At 65.4% G+C, this 15919-nt stretch carries 20 protein-coding genes; 11 read left to right on the top strand and 9 right to left on the bottom strand.

What is annotated here, in order from left to right:
- Positions 1-32: 32 nt before the first annotated feature.
- The 3 genes from ACFU5M_RS05930 to ACFU5M_RS05920 all read right to left on the bottom strand — a co-directional run bounded on the left by ACFU5M_RS05930 (position 33) and on the right by ACFU5M_RS05920 (position 2105).
- On the bottom strand, positions 33-470 hold the full coding sequence (locus ACFU5M_RS05930) for a DoxX family protein (RefSeq protein WP_379044408.1): 438 nt from the start codon (positions 468-470) through the stop codon (positions 33-35).
- Between the two features lie 388 nt (positions 471-858).
- Entirely contained in the window at positions 859-1143 is a 285-nt protein-coding gene (locus ACFU5M_RS05925) for a hypothetical protein (protein WP_379044405.1), read from the bottom strand.
- A 329-nt stretch (positions 1144-1472) separates the two neighbouring features.
- Positions 1473-2105 carry a TetR/AcrR family transcriptional regulator C-terminal domain-containing protein gene (locus tag ACFU5M_RS05920; protein WP_379044402.1) on the bottom strand — a complete coding sequence of 211 codons (633 nt, stop codon included), beginning with the start codon at positions 2103-2105 and terminating at the stop codon, positions 1473-1475.
- Positions 2106-2194: 89 nt separating this feature from the next.
- Here ACFU5M_RS05920 and ACFU5M_RS05915 point away from each other — a divergent pair, with 89 nt between their 5' ends.
- The 3 genes from ACFU5M_RS05915 to ACFU5M_RS05905 all read left to right on the top strand — a co-directional run bounded on the left by ACFU5M_RS05915 (position 2195) and on the right by ACFU5M_RS05905 (position 5857).
- Complete coding sequence (locus tag ACFU5M_RS05915; RefSeq protein WP_379044399.1) at positions 2195-3568, top strand: FAD-dependent monooxygenase; 1374 nt, start codon at positions 2195-2197, stop codon at positions 3566-3568.
- 307 nt (positions 3569-3875) lie between these two features.
- The gene (locus tag ACFU5M_RS05910) at positions 3876-4055 is read left to right on the top strand and encodes a hypothetical protein (RefSeq protein ID WP_379044396.1); all 180 of its coding nucleotides are present in this window, start codon (positions 3876-3878) and stop codon (positions 4053-4055) included.
- A gap of 20 nt (positions 4056-4075) precedes the next feature.
- Positions 4076-5857, top strand: a complete 1782-nt coding sequence (locus ACFU5M_RS05905) for an ABC transporter ATP-binding protein (protein WP_379044393.1) — start codon at positions 4076-4078, stop codon at positions 5855-5857.
- 159 nt (positions 5858-6016) lie between these two features.
- Here the strand turns inward: ACFU5M_RS05905 and ACFU5M_RS05900 are convergent, their stop codons facing one another.
- On the bottom strand, positions 6017-6670 hold the full coding sequence (locus tag ACFU5M_RS05900; protein ID WP_379044390.1) for a TetR/AcrR family transcriptional regulator: 654 nt from the start codon (positions 6668-6670) through the stop codon (positions 6017-6019).
- 89 nt (positions 6671-6759) lie between these two features.
- Between ACFU5M_RS05900 and ACFU5M_RS05895 the strand changes: the two genes are divergently transcribed.
- The 3 genes from ACFU5M_RS05895 (at position 6760) to ACFU5M_RS05885 (ending at position 9394) form a co-directional block, all read left to right on the top strand.
- Positions 6760-7473, top strand: a complete 714-nt coding sequence (locus tag ACFU5M_RS05895) for an SDR family oxidoreductase (protein WP_379044417.1) — start codon at positions 6760-6762, stop codon at positions 7471-7473.
- 225 nt (positions 7474-7698) lie between these two features.
- On the top strand, positions 7699-8511 hold the full coding sequence (locus tag ACFU5M_RS05890; protein ID WP_379044387.1) for an oxidoreductase: 813 nt from the start codon (positions 7699-7701) through the stop codon (positions 8509-8511).
- A gap of 31 nt (positions 8512-8542) precedes the next feature.
- Complete coding sequence (locus ACFU5M_RS05885) at positions 8543-9394, top strand: alpha/beta hydrolase (RefSeq protein WP_379044384.1); 852 nt, start codon at positions 8543-8545, stop codon at positions 9392-9394.
- A 208-nt stretch (positions 9395-9602) separates the two neighbouring features.
- Here ACFU5M_RS05885 and ACFU5M_RS05880 read toward each other — a convergent pair whose 3' ends face one another.
- Genes ACFU5M_RS05880 through ACFU5M_RS05870 form a run of 3 tightly spaced genes read right to left on the bottom strand, consistent with a single transcriptional unit; the run spans position 9603 to position 10947 of the window.
- The gene (locus tag ACFU5M_RS05880; protein ID WP_379044381.1) at positions 9603-10241 is read right to left on the bottom strand and encodes a hypothetical protein; all 639 of its coding nucleotides are present in this window, start codon (positions 10239-10241) and stop codon (positions 9603-9605) included.
- Positions 10242-10288: 47 nt separating this feature from the next.
- Positions 10289-10633: a PEP-utilizing enzyme gene (locus ACFU5M_RS05875; protein ID WP_379044378.1), complete on the bottom strand. Its 345-nt coding sequence runs from the start codon at positions 10631-10633 to the stop codon at positions 10289-10291.
- Between the two features lie 41 nt (positions 10634-10674).
- On the bottom strand, positions 10675-10947 hold the full coding sequence (locus tag ACFU5M_RS05870) for a hypothetical protein (protein WP_379044375.1): 273 nt from the start codon (positions 10945-10947) through the stop codon (positions 10675-10677).
- Between the two features lie 107 nt (positions 10948-11054).
- On the opposite strand from ACFU5M_RS05870, the gene ACFU5M_RS05865 reads away from it, so the two are divergent.
- Positions 11055-12248, top strand: coding sequence for an FAD-dependent oxidoreductase (locus ACFU5M_RS05865; protein ID WP_379044372.1), 1194 nt, complete (start codon positions 11055-11057; stop codon positions 12246-12248).
- 176 nt (positions 12249-12424) lie between these two features.
- Here ACFU5M_RS05865 and ACFU5M_RS05860 read toward each other — a convergent pair whose 3' ends face one another.
- Together ACFU5M_RS05860 and ACFU5M_RS05855 are read right to left on the bottom strand one after the other, a co-directional pair.
- Complete coding sequence (locus tag ACFU5M_RS05860; RefSeq protein ID WP_379044369.1) at positions 12425-13174, bottom strand: SDR family NAD(P)-dependent oxidoreductase; 750 nt, start codon at positions 13172-13174, stop codon at positions 12425-12427.
- Positions 13171-13467: a darcynin family protein gene (locus tag ACFU5M_RS05855; RefSeq protein ID WP_379044365.1), complete on the bottom strand. Its 297-nt coding sequence runs from the start codon at positions 13465-13467 to the stop codon at positions 13171-13173. The genes ACFU5M_RS05860 and ACFU5M_RS05855 overlap by 4 nt, the downstream gene beginning before the upstream one ends.
- On the opposite strand from ACFU5M_RS05855, the gene ACFU5M_RS05850 reads away from it, so the two are divergent.
- From ACFU5M_RS05850 to ACFU5M_RS05835, 4 genes are read left to right on the top strand one after another with little or no spacing between them, the layout of a single operon-like run.
- Entirely contained in the window at positions 13466-14254 is a 789-nt protein-coding gene (locus tag ACFU5M_RS05850; RefSeq protein ID WP_379044362.1) for a TetR/AcrR family transcriptional regulator, read from the top strand. The two genes, ACFU5M_RS05855 and ACFU5M_RS05850, sit on opposite strands and share 2 nt — an antisense overlap.
- 27 nt (positions 14255-14281) lie before the next feature.
- On the top strand, positions 14282-14632 hold the full coding sequence (locus ACFU5M_RS05845) for a 2Fe-2S iron-sulfur cluster-binding protein (protein ID WP_379044359.1): 351 nt from the start codon (positions 14282-14284) through the stop codon (positions 14630-14632).
- 28 nt (positions 14633-14660) lie between these two features.
- Positions 14661-15185, top strand: a complete 525-nt coding sequence (locus tag ACFU5M_RS05840; protein ID WP_379044356.1) for a hypothetical protein — start codon at positions 14661-14663, stop codon at positions 15183-15185.
- Complete coding sequence (locus ACFU5M_RS05835; RefSeq protein ID WP_379044353.1) at positions 15172-15726, top strand: TetR/AcrR family transcriptional regulator; 555 nt, start codon at positions 15172-15174, stop codon at positions 15724-15726. Before ACFU5M_RS05840 ends, ACFU5M_RS05835 begins: the two co-directional genes overlap by 14 nt.
- Positions 15727-15919: the final 193 nt, after the last annotated feature.

Genomic DNA, 15919 nt, shown 5'->3' with positions numbered 1-15919 from the left:
GCCACCGATCACCGGCCGTACTCATAGATCTGTCATCGCGAGAGCGAGTTGCGCAGATCGGTGATGCTGGCGCGGCGCTCGTACGCGATCCAGGCGAAGATCGCGGCGAGCACCAGTGGGAAGATCCCCATGGCGGGCTTGTCGGCGATGAAAGCCTGCGTCCCGGCGGCGAGCACGGTGAGAACGGACAGACCCGCGGCGGCCAGAGCACTGAGCCGTGGCACCATCAGGCCGATACCGCCCGCGACCTCCGCAACTCCGATGAAAATGAGCAGCCCGAGGGGGATGGTCAGATTCTCGGGGGCGTTGTCGATCAGGGCGTTCGGCATAACGAGCTTCGGCCCGCCGGAGGCGATGATGAAGAACAGGCCGAGCAGGATCTGGAGGGTCCACAGGACGCGGTTACGGATCTTGCCGGGTCGGTCGGTGATGTCGTCGGAGAAGTTGGCGGAGGGGTTGACGGTGGTCATTTCTGGTCCTTCTGGTCGGTCGCGCCGGGTTGGTAGCGCGTTCAACAGCTAGGACGGAGCACCGCCCGAGGATTCATCGCTGTCCGCGAGAATTTTTCGGAACCGCTGCTGAACGGTCCCGGCCCGACTCGGAGGATCACTATCACTCAGAAGCCGCGCTGATACGCGAACAAGCCGAGCGGCCTTCCCCCCTTCGGGACAGAACGTTTCGGCTTCCATGCCGGCGGCGTTCCGTACTCTGAGTAGACCAGTCCTCGTGAAGGTTTGCGAGTAAGTGGCTTCGCTGGTGAATTCGGACGTCGCTTCGGCGCACGATGACGTCGGTCGGCGGATTCGAGATAGATCGACGGCCGGTCAGGATCTGGTCCGCTGAGCCGTGCCGGATGTACTACTCGCGGCGAGGGCGTAGCGCTGCGAATAGACCGACTACGGCGATGACCGCCAGCCACACCGTTGCCCCGAAGCCTGCGGTGACGACAGTTCCCCACAGCATGATGAACGGCCCGTATTCCGCCACGCGGGCCCAGTATCCGCAGGGGCCGACATCTTGCGGGATGGTCGCGCATTCCGGGTGGCCGATGGCCGCGAAGGCCAGGGTCGCGAGCATTGGAATCGCAACGGCTACACCGAGTACGATCGCCAGGCTTCCGATGGGGCGGTAGAGGACTGCCATGCGGTCAGACCCTAATGCGCGGCCGTGGCGGTCGCGGGCCGCGTCAAGACCTGAGCCCTCACGCTATCCCAGGGGTGGTCATTTAGGTCGCACCATTTCGACCGGACGGGCACGGCAGTTGGGCGCTCACGCCAGGGGCAGTACCTGCAGCCAAGACCTTCCTTGCCGGTCAAAAGACCGTCGACAGCAGGTGATCCGCTGTAAATCAGGTTTCAGATCCGTCAGGCGCACCGATCATGGCGAACGGTAGGGGACGATCGGGGATGCCGAATGCGGTGTGTCGCGTCGATGGCTCCCGGTGGGGCGGAACCGGCCCCGCGTATTCGTGATCACTTTGTCGTCTGCTGAGAGTCGGCGATCCCGGTGAGGATGCGGCGCAAGCCGTACGAGAACTGTTCGGCCGGGCTCAGGTCGGCGGATTTGATCATGCGCGACACCAGGGGATATGCGCCGCTCTCGATGACCTTGCGCATGTAGGGGGCGACAGCGGCGCGCCACTGGTCCTCGGTCTGATTGGTGCGCCGCTGGGTCTCTTTCTCGGCGAGCTCGCGCATGACCGCGCCGCGCACGTAGTCCCTGATAAGCCCGACGGCCGAGGCCGCGTCGACGATGTCGGAGGTCAGCGGCGCGGCTGCGGTGAGGGCGTGTTCCAGGCCGCGCAGCCAGTTGGGGCCGAGCGATGGTCGGGTGGCCAGTAGCGGGGCGAGCCAGGTGTGCCTCAGCCACAGCTCGCGCTCGTGGTGGGCGTACGCCTCGAGGTCGGCGCGCCAGTCTCCCGTCAGCGGCACGTGGCCGTCCTGTACCGCATCGGCCATGAGGTCGAGCAGGTCGTCGCGGCTGTCCACGTAGCGGTAGAGCGAGGTCGTGCCGGTCGACAGCTCGGCGGCGACGCGGCGCATCGACAGCGCGTCGAGCCCCTCGGCGTCGGCGATGGCGACGGACGCGCCCACGATGCGCTCCACGCTCAGGGCCTGCCTTTTCGACCGGTACGGCTCACGCTCCCAGATAAGCGACATGGACAGGAGTCTACAGACGTGGATACAGTGTGCCCATGAACGGGCACACTGTATCCACAGATGTTTTGATCGCCGGCGGCGGATCCGTCGGGCTGATGCTCGCGGTGCTGTTGCGCCACCACGGCGTCAAGCCCCTGGTCGTCGAGGAAAAGCCGGAGCTGTCGCCCCACCCCAGGGCCACCGGCATCGGGTCGCGGTCGGTGGAGATCCTGCGCGAGGTCGGCCTGGATCGCGCGGTCAACGAAGCCGCGGTCGACTTGCGGGCGGGGAAGATCAAAGGACGCACGCTCGCCGAGGCCGACTTCGCCGAAAGCGCGGAGTGGAAGACGAAAACCGCGGCCGAACTCACCTACACACCAGCCCGGCTCCGCGGCACCTGCGCACAGAACCGGCTCGACCGCGTGCTGATCACCAAGGCCGGCGACGTGGAGTTCGGCGTGGCGCTCGACTCGTTCGAGCAGGACTCCGGCGGCGTCACGGCGACCCTGTCCGACGGGCGTGTCGTGCGGGCGCGCTATCTGGTGGCGGCCGACGGTGTGCGCAGCCGGGTTCGGCAGGTCCTCGGCATCGGCGTCACCGGTCCCGGTGTGATCGGTCATGAGACGACGAGTGTTCTGTTCGACGCTGATCTGCGCCCGCGCGAGCCGTTCGCAATGTGCAATATCGAGCATCCGGACGCGACCGGCCTGCTGGTTACCGTCGACGGCGAACGCGAGTGGGTGTTCCTCACCCGCCTCGACACGGAGCCGACTGCCGATCTCATCCGCACCGCGCTCGGCGACCCGTCGACCGAGGTGGAGATCCGCAGCGTGCTGAGGTTCCGGGGGCGCGGCCAGGTGGCCGATCGGCTCTCCGTCGGGCAGGTCTTCCTGGTGGGCGACGCAGCGCACGCCATCCCCCCATTGGGCGCGTTCGGGTTGAACGCCGGCATCGCCGACGCGCACAATCTGGCGTGGAAACTCGCACACGTACTGCGCGGTGAGGCCGGGCCCGAACTGCTGGAGACTTATCACGAGGAACGCCATCCGGTGGCCCTGATGACGATGGAGCAGGCGCGCCTGCGGTTCAACGATCCGTCCCTGCACTGGGGGAAGGACATGGCAGAGGCACGCAAGGCAGCGGGGGCGATCAACGCGCCTGTGGTGCACATGGGCTACCGGTACGGAGGCGCGGAACTCCCCTCCACCGAGGACGTCGCCCTCGACCTCGACGGGTCACCGGGATCCCGTCTGCCGCACATGTGGGTGTCCGACGGGGTGTCCACGCTGGATCTCGTCGGATCGCAGTGGTGCGTACTCACGGCCGATCCCGACGTGGAGGCCGACGTTCCGGTGCACCTCGTGGACGGCTGGCCGTACGGGACGGTGCTGGTCCGCCCTGACGGCTTCGTGAGCCGTTCCTACCACTAGCGCCCTGTGCGCGGTCCGAACCGGCCGCGGCAGTGTCTCGAAGATCAACGCCGCCGGCAAACGCACTACTTGGCCGCATATCGGCCGTATGGGGAACGCAGTTTCCATCAATCGACTGCGCGATAACCGGTTCCACTTCCCTACTCCCGTCAGTGGTCCCCGACCGCGAACGTTGGGTGGCTCGTCTACGGTCCAGAGCTGTTTTTCCGCTGCGCGATGCGCTCGCGTAGGTGTGCGACCTGGGCGTCATCTAGGCCGCCGCACCGGCATCCCATTCCTCTCGCCCGCATGCCCGATCGTGTGAACAGTGTCGGCAGCCACGCAGCACGCGGTGGTCATGTTCTTCGCCGATGTCATGAACATCGCACTTGCAGGCCTCGGCTGGCCCGGCGAGCTACGAGAGCGGACCCAGCTCGCGGTCGGCGGATATTCGCTGGCGGTAACCCGCCTCGACGCGGGATCATTGCTCACCTGCATCGCTCGTTGATTCGAGACGAGAGGGGGAGCATGAGTTCACGGGCAACGGCCGTCAAGCTGGTGCTGCGTTTCTATGGCCGGGAAATGGCCTCTCGCAAGGCCACGACGATTCCGGCGTTGCTGGCACCGGCGCTGGGCAATATCTGCAACCTGTACATCGCACCGCTGATCGTCGCCATGGTGGTCGGCCGGGTCGCGGTGACCGGGGATACGAGTCTCGCGGCCCTGGCTTCGTATATCTTCGCCTTCGGTGGTGTCCTGCTGCTCGCCGAATTACTGTGGCGCATCGGGTTTCACTGCCTGAACCGAGTAGACGCCTACGGTATCGAGCACCTGTACGTGCTCGCCATGGACGAGTTGCTCGCCAAGGACGCGGCGTTCTTCCACAACAACTTCGCCGGTTCGCTGACGAAGCGCTCGCTCAGCTTCGCGGCTCGGTTCGAACAGTTCGTGGACACCCTCGCCTTCGAGATCTTTGCGGCGCTGGTGCCGCTGGTGTTCGCCTCGGTTGTGTTGTGGCGCTATAACCCCGTGTTGGTCGTCGCGCTGGTGGGGATGATCGTGGTGACCGGGCTGGTCATCATGCCCTTGATCCGGCGCCGCCAGAAGCTCGTCGACGACCGGGAGGCCGCCATTGCGCAGGTTTCCGGGCACGTGGCCGACAGCCTGGCCAATATGCAGGTGGTGCGCGCCTTCGCTGCCGAACCGCAGGAGGCGGCCGAGCATCGGCGGCGAGTCGCCTCGTCGCGACGAAAGTCGTTGCGCTCCTGGGACTACGCGAACCTGCGGATCGATACGCTGGTAGCGCCGCTGTTGGTGCTCACCAACGTGATGGGTCTGCTGATCGCGCTGAGCCTCAGCGGCGGGAATGCGGGGGTGGAGGCCATTGTGGTGGCATTCACCTACTACTTCAACGCCACCGGGATCATGTTCCGGTTCAACCAGATCTACCGACGGTTGGAGACCGTGCTCACCGAGGCGGCACAATTCACCGAACTGCTGCTCGATGAACCGAAGGTGCTCGATACCGAACATCCGGAGCCACTGCGTCCCAGAGGCTACGAAGTGCGATTCGAGGGAGTGAATTTCACGCACGGGGGTGCGCGGCAGCTGTTCCACGGATTGGACCTGCACGTGCCCAGCGGCGCCAAGGTAGGCCTGGTCGGACGATCCGGTGGCGGCAAGACCACCATCACCCAACTGCTGCTGCGGTTGATGGATATCCAATCCGGAACGATACGCATCGGCGGGCAGGACATCGCCCGGCTGCGGCAGGCGGATCTGCGCAGTCTGATCGCCTACGTGCCACAGGATCCGGCCATGTTTCACCGCACCCTGAGCGAGAACATCCGGTTTGCGCGCCCGGACGCCACGGACGAGGACATCCTGCGGGCCGCCGAGGCCGCGCACGTCACCGAGTTCACGGACTCCCTGCCGCAGGGTATGGAAACGCTCATCGGTGAGCGCGGCGTGAAACTGTCCGGCGGCCAGCGCCAGCGGGTCGCGCTGGCTCGGGCCATCCTGCGGGACGCGCCCATCCTGCTCCTGGACGAGGCCACCAGCGCCCTCGATTCGGAAAGCGAATTGCTTGTGCAGCAAACACTCTGGAAGTTGATGGAAGGGCGTACGGCGCTGGTCGTCGCGCACCGGCTGAGCACCGTGGCCGGGATGGACCGATTGGTGGTGCTCGACCACGGACGAGTCGTCGAGGATGGGACACACGAGGAACTGCTGTGCGCGCAAGGAACATACGCGCAGCTGTGGCGGCACCAGTCGGGTGGATTCCTCGGCGAGGACGTGGTCGCCGGTTGATCGGAGTTTATCGGAACCTGCACTCGATTCCGACATAGGCACGTGGAGCGTGGCCCGGCCGGCTGTGTCGGCGGATTGCTGTGTGTTGGCGCTCTTGCTCTCCGAGGGTGTCGCTGTACGGTCGAGCCGGCGCACGGAGTAGCTTCGCAGCGTGCCGAATCAGCGATCGGCGTCGATATTTTCGGAGCTTGTCGCATTCTGGGCGAAACCGTCGGTTGGCAGGGAATCGCCGACGCCCGCGGCGGCGAGGAGTGTGGTGGCGGTCGCTATGGCCAGGCCGTCGAGACTGTGTGCTTGCACGACAGACCGGGCACTGGCTCCGTCGAATACGAGGGTCAGCTGCCGGGCGAGCAGGCCGGGGTCGTGCGCGCCGCCGCGTTCGGCCTCGTACTGAAAGAACGAGGTGAGCCCGTCCTTTTGCCGACGGGCGATCGAACTCGCGGGATGCTCGGGTGACTTGAGCTGGACCGCCGCCGCTACATACGGACAGCCGCGAAAATCTTGGACCGGTTCCAGAGCTTCCAATCGTTCGAAGACGTGCAGAATCCGCCGGCGTGGTGACCCGACGTCGTCGGCCGGTAGCAGGGCGGCCTGATAGTCGGGCGCGATGCGTTCCAGGCTCGCGGCCACCAGCTCGTCCTTGCTGTCGAACAATTTGTACATCGAGCGCTTGGACACACCGGCGGCCTTGCACAACGTGTCGACACCGATGTGGACGCCCTGTTCGTAGAACAGTTGCGCGGCGGTATCTAGCAACCGGTCGCGGGTGGATGCGGCACCGGCGGGTGCGACGGGCGGTGTCGGGTCGGTCATAAAACTGAGACTACCCATCCCCTTGCCTTTTGGAAACCGATCTGTTTACTCTGGTGGAAACAGATCGGTTTCCACAAAGGATTGGGCCTATGACCAGCATCAAAGATTCGGTAGCACTCGTCACCGGCGGCAGCCGCGGCATCGGCAAGGCACTGGTGGAGCAGCTCCACGCACGCGGCGCCGCCAAGGTTTACGCCACCGCCCGTGACCCCCGAACCATCACCCACCCGGACGTGATCCCACTCGCGCTGGAACTGACCGATCCAGATGCTGCGGCAGCGCTGGCCGAGCAAGCACCCGACGTCACGATCCTGATCAACAATGCCGGCACCGCACTCGGCTCGTCGTTCCTCGATTCTCCGATCACCGACATCCGCCGCGAGTTCGATATCAACTTCTTCGGATCACTGCATGTCACCCGCGCTCTCGTCCCAATTCTGGAAAGCAACGGCGGCGGCCACATCTTGACCATTCATTCGGCGTTGTCCTGGATAGCGGTCCCTGGCACCGATGCTTACGGCGCGTCCAAGGCGGCACTGTGGTCTCAGACCAACGCCCTGCGCCTCGCCCTGCGGCCGCGCGGTATCGGCGTCACCGGACTGCATGTCGGCTACGTCGACACCGATCTGACCGCCGGAGTCGACGCCCCCAAAGTTTCCGCGCACAGCGTCGCGACCCAAGCCCTCGACGGCATCGAAACCGACGCGCTGGAAGTAATCGCCGACGACCTGACCCGCCAGGTCAAAGCCGGACTCGCCGCCGACCCGTCGGTCCTCTACCCCCACGTCGGCGCGAGCGGCTAGTGGCTTGCCCGGAGAAGTCGGTATCCGTCCGGTGTTGCCCGAGAAAGCCATGAGCTATGACGGCCGAGATGTGGTTGCTGCCCGGCAGGGACGTGCACTTGCGGATATGGCTGGGCGGGATGGCCTTCGACTACGCGATCCCGCCGATAGCAACACGCAATTTGATCCTTGCGGGCGCGCGAACCTCATCCAACACCCGCAAATCCCTACATTCAGGAGCACACCATGAACACATCACGCCCCGTAGCCCTCGTCACCGGCGCTTCCTCCGGTATCGGAAAAGTAGCCGCTCTCGAGCTGGTCGCTGCGGGTTTCCGGGTGATCGGTACCGGCCGCCGCACCGCGAATCCGACCCCGCCCGGCGAGGTGACCCTGCTCGACCTCGACGTGACGAAGGACGAGTCGGTTACCGCGCTGGTCAACCATGTTATCGCCAGCTTCGGCCGGATCGACGTCCTGGTCAACAACGCCGGCATCGGCTCGGCCGGCGCAGCCGAAGAAAGCTCCGCGACGCAGGCGCAAAACATCTTCGATATCAACGTTTTCGGTGTCATCCGTATGACCAACGCTGTACTGCCGCACATGCGCGCCCAAGGCAGCGGGCGCATCGTCAACATCTCCTCCGTCGTCGGGATCATGCCCCAGCCGTATATGGCCGTCTACGCCGCCTCCAAGTACGCGGTCGAGGGCTACACCGAATCCCTCGACCACGAGATCCGCGAATACGGCGTCCGCGCGCTGCTCATCGAACCCGCGTGGACCAATACCGCTTTCGACGCCAACAGTGTGCGGCCCGACCAGCCCCTGGACGTCTACGCCACACACCGGCAGGTCTTCGAGGAATACATGGCCGACGCGGTCAAGACCGGCGACGATCCCGCTCTCGTCGCCAAGGCGATCGTCGCGGCAGCCACCGACACCAAGCCGAAGCTGCGCTACCCCGTCGGCCGGACCGCTCAGGTCGCCACCATGCGCCGCCTCGTGCCCGCCCGCATGTTCGACCAGCAACTTCGCAAGCTCAACCGGCTCCCCGCCTGAAACCACACCACAACAGGAAGCGACGCTCGCCATGGGCATTTATCTGGCAGACACTGCCGAGAACCTGACCGTGGACGCTCCATCCGCCACATTCACTTATCGGCGCATCGGCCCGCGCGGTGGCATCCCGCTGATTCTGTTGAACCGGGTCCGCGCAACCATCGACTGGTGGGACCCGCAGTTGCTGGAATACCTGGCCGCCGAACACGACGTCATCACCTTCGACGATATCGGCGTCGGCTACACGACTGGTGAACCGCGCGACTCGGCCGACGGATTCGTTGAGGGCGCAATCGAATTCATCGAGGCGCTCGGCCTGACGGAGGTCGATCTGCTCGGCTGGACGCTGGGCGGCACCGTCGCCCAGCGGGTGGCGCTGCGGCGACCCGACCTGGTCCGCAAGCTGGTGTTGGCGGCATGTAATCCCGGCGGGCAGACGCCCGGCGCACCCGCTCCGGACGAGAAGGTGTTCGCCACCATGACCAAACCAGAGGTCACCGGCGAGGACCTCGTGTACCTGTTCTTCCCGCAGACCGACACAGGCCGCACCGCCGGGCACCAATACCTCGCCAGGATCACCACCCGACTGGCCAACGGCGGCCCCGGCGTGTCCGAGGCAGCAGGAAAAGGACAGATCACCGCGATCGGAAAGCACGCGTCGATCCCGTTCGAGCAGGTGCTGACGGACCTGGAGACGCTCGATCAGCCGGTCCTGTACGCCACCGGCCTGCGCGACATCATGACACCGGCCGTGGTTTCCTACACCGCCGCCGAACACACCGGTAACGCCACCCTGCTCGGATACAGTGACGCCGGTCATGGCTTCCTGTTCCAGCACGCCGAAACCTTCGCAGTCCAGGTAGCCAACTTCCTGGATGACTGAAGAACACCGGCCGGAAACAGGCCTTCACGCATCAACCCACACATTGCTGCGAGGGAGCATGCCATGACCCAGCAATTCAGCATCGAAACCGTGGCCACCGTGCGCGCCGCCGAGTGTGCTGTAAAAGCCGATTCCAGTGCGTAGAGCCGCACCGGCTGTTCGAGCAGCGCGCGGCTAACCACCCGCACCACCGCGCCCGGGAGACCCTCTACGGGCCGAAGGTTCGTGCCCTGTCGATACCCAGCGTGGCAAGCAGATCTTCGTGCAGTTCGAACCAAACTCGGTGAGCGGAATCGTGTTCGGTGCCGGTAACCATCTCGGGATTGTCGGCGGCCAGGGAAAGTGCCGCGGCGAACCGAGTGTCGTAACCGGAGAACCGGGCGAGTCGTTCGGTGAGCTGAATCGTCAGCGGAACCAATTCCTCTGCGAGGCTTCTCAGTTCGGCCAGGATCCGCCGGTCCCGCTGCGCGTCCCCGTGGTCGTTGTCCTGCATGCTGCCGTCGGGAAGGATGGTCAGCTGCCAAGCGGTGCAAGCCTGCACCAACCGTGCGTTGAGCGGGAGAAACATGCGATAGACGCCTTCCACCGACGCTTTTGCCCCACACTCGGAAAGTTCCTCGGCGAGTAGCCGCTCGTTCTCCGCACGCCCGCTCTCGGTGAGCGACCACCCTGCGTCCGCCCCGAAACGGAAGCGGCTGATCCAACCACACTCTCGGAAGTCCCGTGCGTGCGACTCGGCGAGGCCGACAGGCATTCCGTACCTGTCGGCCACCGCCTGCGTATCAACGAACCCGCCAAGGCGGATCGCGTGCAACGCGAGCAGCGAACTGCGTGAAACGTGCGTCATCCTGGACATCCCTTTCATGTCGAGCAGCCATGCCTGGTGAAGCGCCATCAACCTCGGGTTGAGCGAACGGCATGAACGTGCCCATTGGTCCCGTCGACCGAGATAATCCGATGATTCGCCAAAGCCTCCATCGCCCCCTCGGCCGCCACCACGGCTGGAATGCCGTACTCACGGGCGACGATTGCCGCATGGGAAAGGATTCCCCCGGTTTCGGTCACCACCGCGGCGGCAACGCTGAGAAGCACTGTCCACGACGGATCGGTCGTGCGACAGACGATGACATCGCCCGGCCGAACCGCGTCGAAGTCGTCAACACTGTGCACCAGCCGGACCGGACCGGCGACGACACCACGGCTGGCCGGGGCGCCGGTGGCAATCGGTGTTTCTGGCATCTCGGTTCCTCCTATCCGCCGCGCGACCACTATTCGGCTCGTCACAGCCGCGAGGTAGCCGCATGGCGCTCTGTGACGCGGGTCGCGAATCGCTTCTGCGCGGCCTGCCTGGAGATACCGAGGTGAGCGCCGATTTCCGCCCAGGGTATGTCTGCGTGCCGGGCTCGGTCCACGAAATAGCCGAGCAGCTGATCGGCCGGCCATAACCACTGCGCAGCGTGAATCACTGCTGCTGCCAACTGACCCAGACCGCTATCGGGGTGGGCCCGCTCGATCGTGACGATCACGTCGCGCAGTGGCACCTGTCGATCCATACGTCAACCATAGGTTGACGATCGCGTTGCCGTCAACTATTAGTTGACGGCATGGCGATAGCTCGTGGATGGCATTCGCCGACAACGGATCAATCCAGGAGTCGCAAGTGGAAGCTCTCGAGAAGGCCGAGACATCCGGCAGGCGGGCGGCGGTCGTCGGCGCCGGTATCGCCGGTTTGGCCGCCGCGTTGCGGCTGCATCAGCAAGGCTGGGACGTGGTCGTGGTCGAACGCGCGCCGAGTCGTCGCAGTAGCGGCTACCTGGTGAACCTGCACGGACCCGGATATGCCGCTGCCGAGCGGCTCGGGCTCGTACCGGCGTTGACTGCGCGCGATATCGGGTTCTTCACCTCGGTCCTCGTCCACGCGGACGGCCGGGAGAAGTTGAGGATTCCAGCCGCTGTCACCGAGGCTGCTGTCGGGAACCGGGCACTGAGCTTGTTTCGCGGCGACTTGGAGTCGGCGCTATACGACGCCGTGGCCGACCTTGCCGACATCCGTTTCGGCACCACCGTGCAGGGCGTCGCCCAGACCGCCGGGGAAGTCGTGGTCACCCTCAGTGACGACACCCACCTGCACACCGAACTCCTCGTCGGCGCCGACGGCGTGCACTCCCGAGTCCGCGAGCTCGTATTCGGCGCCGAACCAGAGTATTTCGTGGACCTGGGCCACATGGTCGGCGCACTTCCGCTGAAAACAGTTCCCGAGCACATCCCAGGAGGCCTCGGCACCACCTTTATCGGACCCGGACGCACGGCCGCGGTGATGAACCTGGGACCGGAACGGTCCTCGGCGTTCTTCACCTACCGCTGCCCCGACCCTGAGACCGAACTGGCTCTCGGCGCCGCACTCGCCCTCACCCGAGCGTTCGGGGATCTCGGAGGCGGTGTCGCCGACGCCCTTCACCAACTCGAGGCCGACCCCGCCACCGCCTACTTCGACTCAGTCGGCCAAATCGTGATGGACCGCTGGAGTCACGACCGAGTCGTCCTGCTCGGGGACGCGGCATGGTGTGTAACGGTATTCGCCGGTTACGGTGCCGCTCTGGCGCTCGACGGCGCCGACCGGCTCGGTGCCGCGCTGGCGGCACACGGCGACGATATTCCCACCGCTCTCGACGCGTGGGAGACGTCGTTGCGCCCGGAAGTACACAAACGACAGGCACTGGCGCGGAAAGGAATCAGCCGATTCGCCCCACCGTCACGCACACATGTGTGGGCCGGCGAACTGATGCTCCGCGCCATCCAACTCCCCGGCATCCGCGGCCTCGTCCGACGTGCCATCCAACGCTCCAACAACTAGTTTGTTGCGGGTCCACGACCTCGGCCGCACCCATGACACCGATCGCGGGCCTGGCCCCTGGCGACCTCTCCCGTGGTGCGGACAACTTCTACACCAGCGACCAGGTCACCTGACTTGACCGGCACACGTTCACCGATGGGCCGCCCGCGACAACACATGCGTTCGGCTATAGCCGGTCAGTCGGAGACGAGCCGTCCCGCTAATGCAGGTGAGAGCCGGTGAATACCTAGCAGCACGCGGACAAGGCCGACCCGGATCCGACGCACGCGTCGCTTTTGTAGTCCTGCCAGCACCGCTGCCGCCGCTGCGGCGGGGCTGATCTTGCCGCGTCCGCGCCCGGCGGTCATTGCGGTATCGACCAACGGCAGCATTGCGTCAACGACGCGGACGGTAGGGGCATCGCGAGCGAGTTGGTGTCGCAGGGAAATGGTTGCGGCGATCAAGCCGGCTTTGGCCGCGCAATAGACCGGGGCAGAGCTTTTGGGCACCACCCCTAGCGCCGAGGTGATGTTGACGAACGTCGCGCATGGGGCGGCGGCCAGTGCCGGAAGCAGCCGTGCGGTCAGGCGCAGTGGTGCGGCCAGGTTCGCCGCCAGTTCCTCGCTCAGGTCGCTGACCAGTTCATCAGCGTTCGCAGCCATCCACTGCCGATCGAATTGCACTGCGGCATTGTTGATCACCAGATCCAACCCGGGCATCGCGGCCGCGATCGAGGCGAGGCGATCCACGTCAGCGGGGTCTGCCAGATTCGCACACACGGTTTGCAGACCCGCGATGAGCGTGGCCGCGTTCGCGAGCCGGTCGGGGTCACGGCCACAGATCAGGACGTGGTAGCCGGCCGCGGTGAGTTGCTGGGCCAGTGCGAAGCCGACGCCGCTGCTACCGCCGGTGACCAATGCCGACCGCGGGGAGATTGTCGCGCTCATTCCGCGGCCCTGTGCCCGTCTTCCATGGCCAAGATCAGATCCTCGACCCGGAAGTAGGGCGTGGTGAACAGTGCGGAATCGCGCAGCCGTTCGATCACCAGGTAGTACTCGGCCAGGTCGGTGGTGGTGAACACAGCTATGTCGCTGCACCGGGCGCTGAAGGCCTCGGCGTCGAAGAACCGCATCGCCGTGCGTGGCCGGTCGGCGAGTGCGGAACGGAGGGCGGAATCGGCGATGCGACGCCGCTCCGGCCGGCTCAGAGCAAGCCAGTCGGGCAGCGCCGTCAGCAGCATGAACGCCGTGTATTCGGCGATTTCAGCTTTTACCCGAGGCGATGAAGCACTTGTTACATCCATGATTGAAAACCCTAGGTGTAACAAGTGTTACAGTCAAGGGGTGGCCAACCAAGACCCGAATCGCACCGACTCCTCACGACGCGACGAACTTCTGCGAGCCGCACTCGACGACTTCGCCCGCCACGGCCTTGTCGACTTCACTCTGCGCCGCCTGGCCGACCGCATCGGCACGAGCGCTCGAATGCTCGTGCACTATTTCGGCGGCCGCGAGCAACTACTGTCTGCCGCCTTCGCCGAGCATCGGCGACAAATGCGACAACAGCTCACCAGTTCCCCCGCTCCGAGTCCTGCCGAGGCCGCCGCGTCAGTGTGGGCGGCTATGACAGCGGTCGAACAGCGCACGCACTTCACGGTCATGTACCACCTGCTCGCCGCCGGCCTAACCCCCGATGCGGCCGAACACCCCGCAGCCCGCGACGTGATTCTGGCTTGGGTGGACTACGCAGCTGAGCTTCTCATCTCCGCAGGACGGGATCCGCTGCACGCTCGTATCGACGCGACCGCCCTGGCCTCGGGCCTCAAAGGGATCTTGCTGGACCGGCTCGTCACCGGCGATTCGCAACGCTGCGACGCGGCGGCACGACGCCTCATCGATGCCGTGCTCGCCCCGCCCAGAACCTCGGCCAGCGGAGAAGCGGCCAGCGAGACCGACGTGGCCGCACCCGCGGGAACCGTTTTCACCGATACACCGCGCGAGCGCCGGCCGCGGCAGGCGCCGACGTGACACTGGCCGTTCGAAGATTTGGCGCTGATGCTGTTCGCTATTTCGAATCCGAGCCGTGGCATGTGCGCGGCGGCTCCCGGCCAATGTGCGAATCCGTTTCGAAGCCATTGGCGTTCCGAACGATTCGACCGCGCAATCACACTGGCCCGCCGACGTGGGCTCCGTCGAAGAAGTCACCCCCGCCGTCGGCGATACATCCATCCGCACCCACGGAAGCGACTGCTGCTGGATGCCCTGGAAGACAACGATATTCGCCCCGAGGCGGCCTGCCGCTCCGGCGAATGCAGCCCTTGCCGGGTGCGAATCATCGTCGCCAACGGCCTCCTCCGGCCCGGCGCCCACCTCGCGGGCGCCTGTCCCGACACTAGCGTGTACTAGTAGTACACACTAGTAGTACGCTATTGATATGCGATGGACAATCAGGCTGGGCGGCACCGCAGTGGTAACCGTGCTGTTGACATACCCCCTTTGGGCGCCGGGGTTGGGCAGCGGCATCCTGGGTGAGGTCTGGGCGCTGGGCTGGCCTGGTGGGCTCATCGGAATCCTCGGATTCTTCGGCTTGGTCGCGCTCTACTGCCGTCAGCTGCAGCGGTTACTGACCCTGGTCCGCCCACAAGCGCGGCCGGTATCGCCTCGCTCGGTCTGGTGGATGTTCGCGATCCCGTTCAATTTCGTCGAGGACTTCTTCATCGTGGGCAATATCTCGGCCGGCCTTTCCGCCGACGGCCGATTGCCACAGCGGATTGCACAGCGGTGGACACGGGTAGGGTACTGCTGGTGCGGGTTCCAGATTCTGTCGCTCTGTCCCGGCCGGCCCGGGTACCTCGGTGGTGCCGTGGCCGTCGTGCTGTGGCTCACGCACTGGGTTCAGACCACGCGGGCGGCTTCGATGCTGGAAGTGCGGCCGACTGATGCCCTTGCCACGGTTTGAGCGCCTGCCGACGCCGGTCAAGGAGGCGATCCTGACCGTCGCCCGCGATCACTTCGCGCGCGACGGCAAGGACGCGGCGTCGTTCAACCAGATCATCGCCGACGCGGGAATCTCGAAGACCTCGGCTTATCACTACTTCGACGGGAAAGACGACCTCTTCGCCGCGGTCGCGGCTGACGCGGCGCTGAGAACGCTTGCGATTCTCGGCCCTTGGCAAGAGGCGTCCACGGTGCAAGAAATCTGGCGGCAAGTCGCCGAGGGCTCCACGAGCCTGCTCACCTACCTTCGAAAGAACCCCGAGGACCGGGCAGTTCTGGCCGCGGCGGCGCAACTGAATACCGAAGCCGACCCATGGATCCAGGCGTTCGTGGCCAACGTAGTAGACCTGGGTCTGTCCACCGACGATGACGGATGGCTTTCCACGGTCACGGCCGCCTTGTTCGCGGCGGCGGACCGCTGGGCGCTGAACCACCCGGGCCTGCCGGACGAGCAAGTCGCTGACCGGCTCGTATCAGTGCTGCGACGGGCCATGACCGCCTAGATGTCAGGACCGGACAACCGGATCTGTAGCCGCCCACCGCCGGATCCTGCAGTGTCTATCGTCCATGGCGTGGAGAAGGTCTGGCAAGAAGAGTTCGCGATCTCGATCGCATCGTCGAACTCCAAGCGCGACGAGCGCACCACCAGAGCTTTACCACCTGCGGCTGGCTCGCCCCCACGAGCTTCGGCTCTCC

The organism is Nocardia sp. NPDC057455, from assembly GCF_042802775.1.
Lineage (GTDB): Bacteria > Actinomycetota > Actinomycetes > Mycobacteriales > Mycobacteriaceae > Nocardia.
The sequence above is the reverse complement of the archived record's forward strand: the minus strand, read 5'-3'. Positions and strand labels throughout refer to the sequence as shown.

Coding starts and splice junctions, on each gene's coding strand:
- ACFU5M_RS05930 (WP_379044408.1), bottom strand. CDS start 470: ATGACCACCGTCAACCCCTCCGCCAACTTCTCCGACGACATCACCGAC.
- ACFU5M_RS05925 (WP_379044405.1), bottom strand. CDS start 1,143: ATGGCAGTCCTCTACCGCCCCATCGGAAGCCTGGCGATCGTACTCGGT.
- ACFU5M_RS05915 (WP_379044399.1), top strand. CDS start 2,195: ATGAACGGGCACACTGTATCCACAGATGTTTTGATCGCCGGCGGCGGA.
- ACFU5M_RS05905 (WP_379044393.1), top strand. CDS start 4,076: ATGAGTTCACGGGCAACGGCCGTCAAGCTGGTGCTGCGTTTCTATGGC.
- ACFU5M_RS05900 (WP_379044390.1), bottom strand. CDS start 6,670: ATGACCGACCCGACACCGCCCGTCGCACCCGCCGGTGCCGCATCCACC.
- ACFU5M_RS05895 (WP_379044417.1), top strand. CDS start 6,760: ATGACCAGCATCAAAGATTCGGTAGCACTCGTCACCGGCGGCAGCCGC.
- ACFU5M_RS05890 (WP_379044387.1), top strand. CDS start 7,699: ATGAACACATCACGCCCCGTAGCCCTCGTCACCGGCGCTTCCTCCGGT.
- ACFU5M_RS05885 (WP_379044384.1), top strand. CDS start 8,543: ATGGGCATTTATCTGGCAGACACTGCCGAGAACCTGACCGTGGACGCT.
- ACFU5M_RS05880 (WP_379044381.1), bottom strand. CDS start 10,241: ATGACGCACGTTTCACGCAGTTCGCTGCTCGCGTTGCACGCGATCCGC.
- ACFU5M_RS05875 (WP_379044378.1), bottom strand. CDS start 10,633: ATGCCAGAAACACCGATTGCCACCGGCGCCCCGGCCAGCCGTGGTGTC.
- ACFU5M_RS05870 (WP_379044375.1), bottom strand. CDS start 10,947: ATGGATCGACAGGTGCCACTGCGCGACGTGATCGTCACGATCGAGCGG.
- ACFU5M_RS05860 (WP_379044369.1), bottom strand. CDS start 13,174: ATGAGCGCGACAATCTCCCCGCGGTCGGCATTGGTCACCGGCGGTAGC.
- ACFU5M_RS05850 (WP_379044362.1), top strand. CDS start 13,466: ATGAACGCCGTGTATTCGGCGATTTCAGCTTTTACCCGAGGCGATGAA.
- ACFU5M_RS05855 (WP_379044365.1), bottom strand. CDS start 13,467: ATGCTGCTGACGGCGCTGCCCGACTGGCTTGCTCTGAGCCGGCCGGAG.
- ACFU5M_RS05845 (WP_379044359.1), top strand. CDS start 14,282: ATGCTGTTCGCTATTTCGAATCCGAGCCGTGGCATGTGCGCGGCGGCT.
- ACFU5M_RS05840 (WP_379044356.1), top strand. CDS start 14,661: ATGCGATGGACAATCAGGCTGGGCGGCACCGCAGTGGTAACCGTGCTG.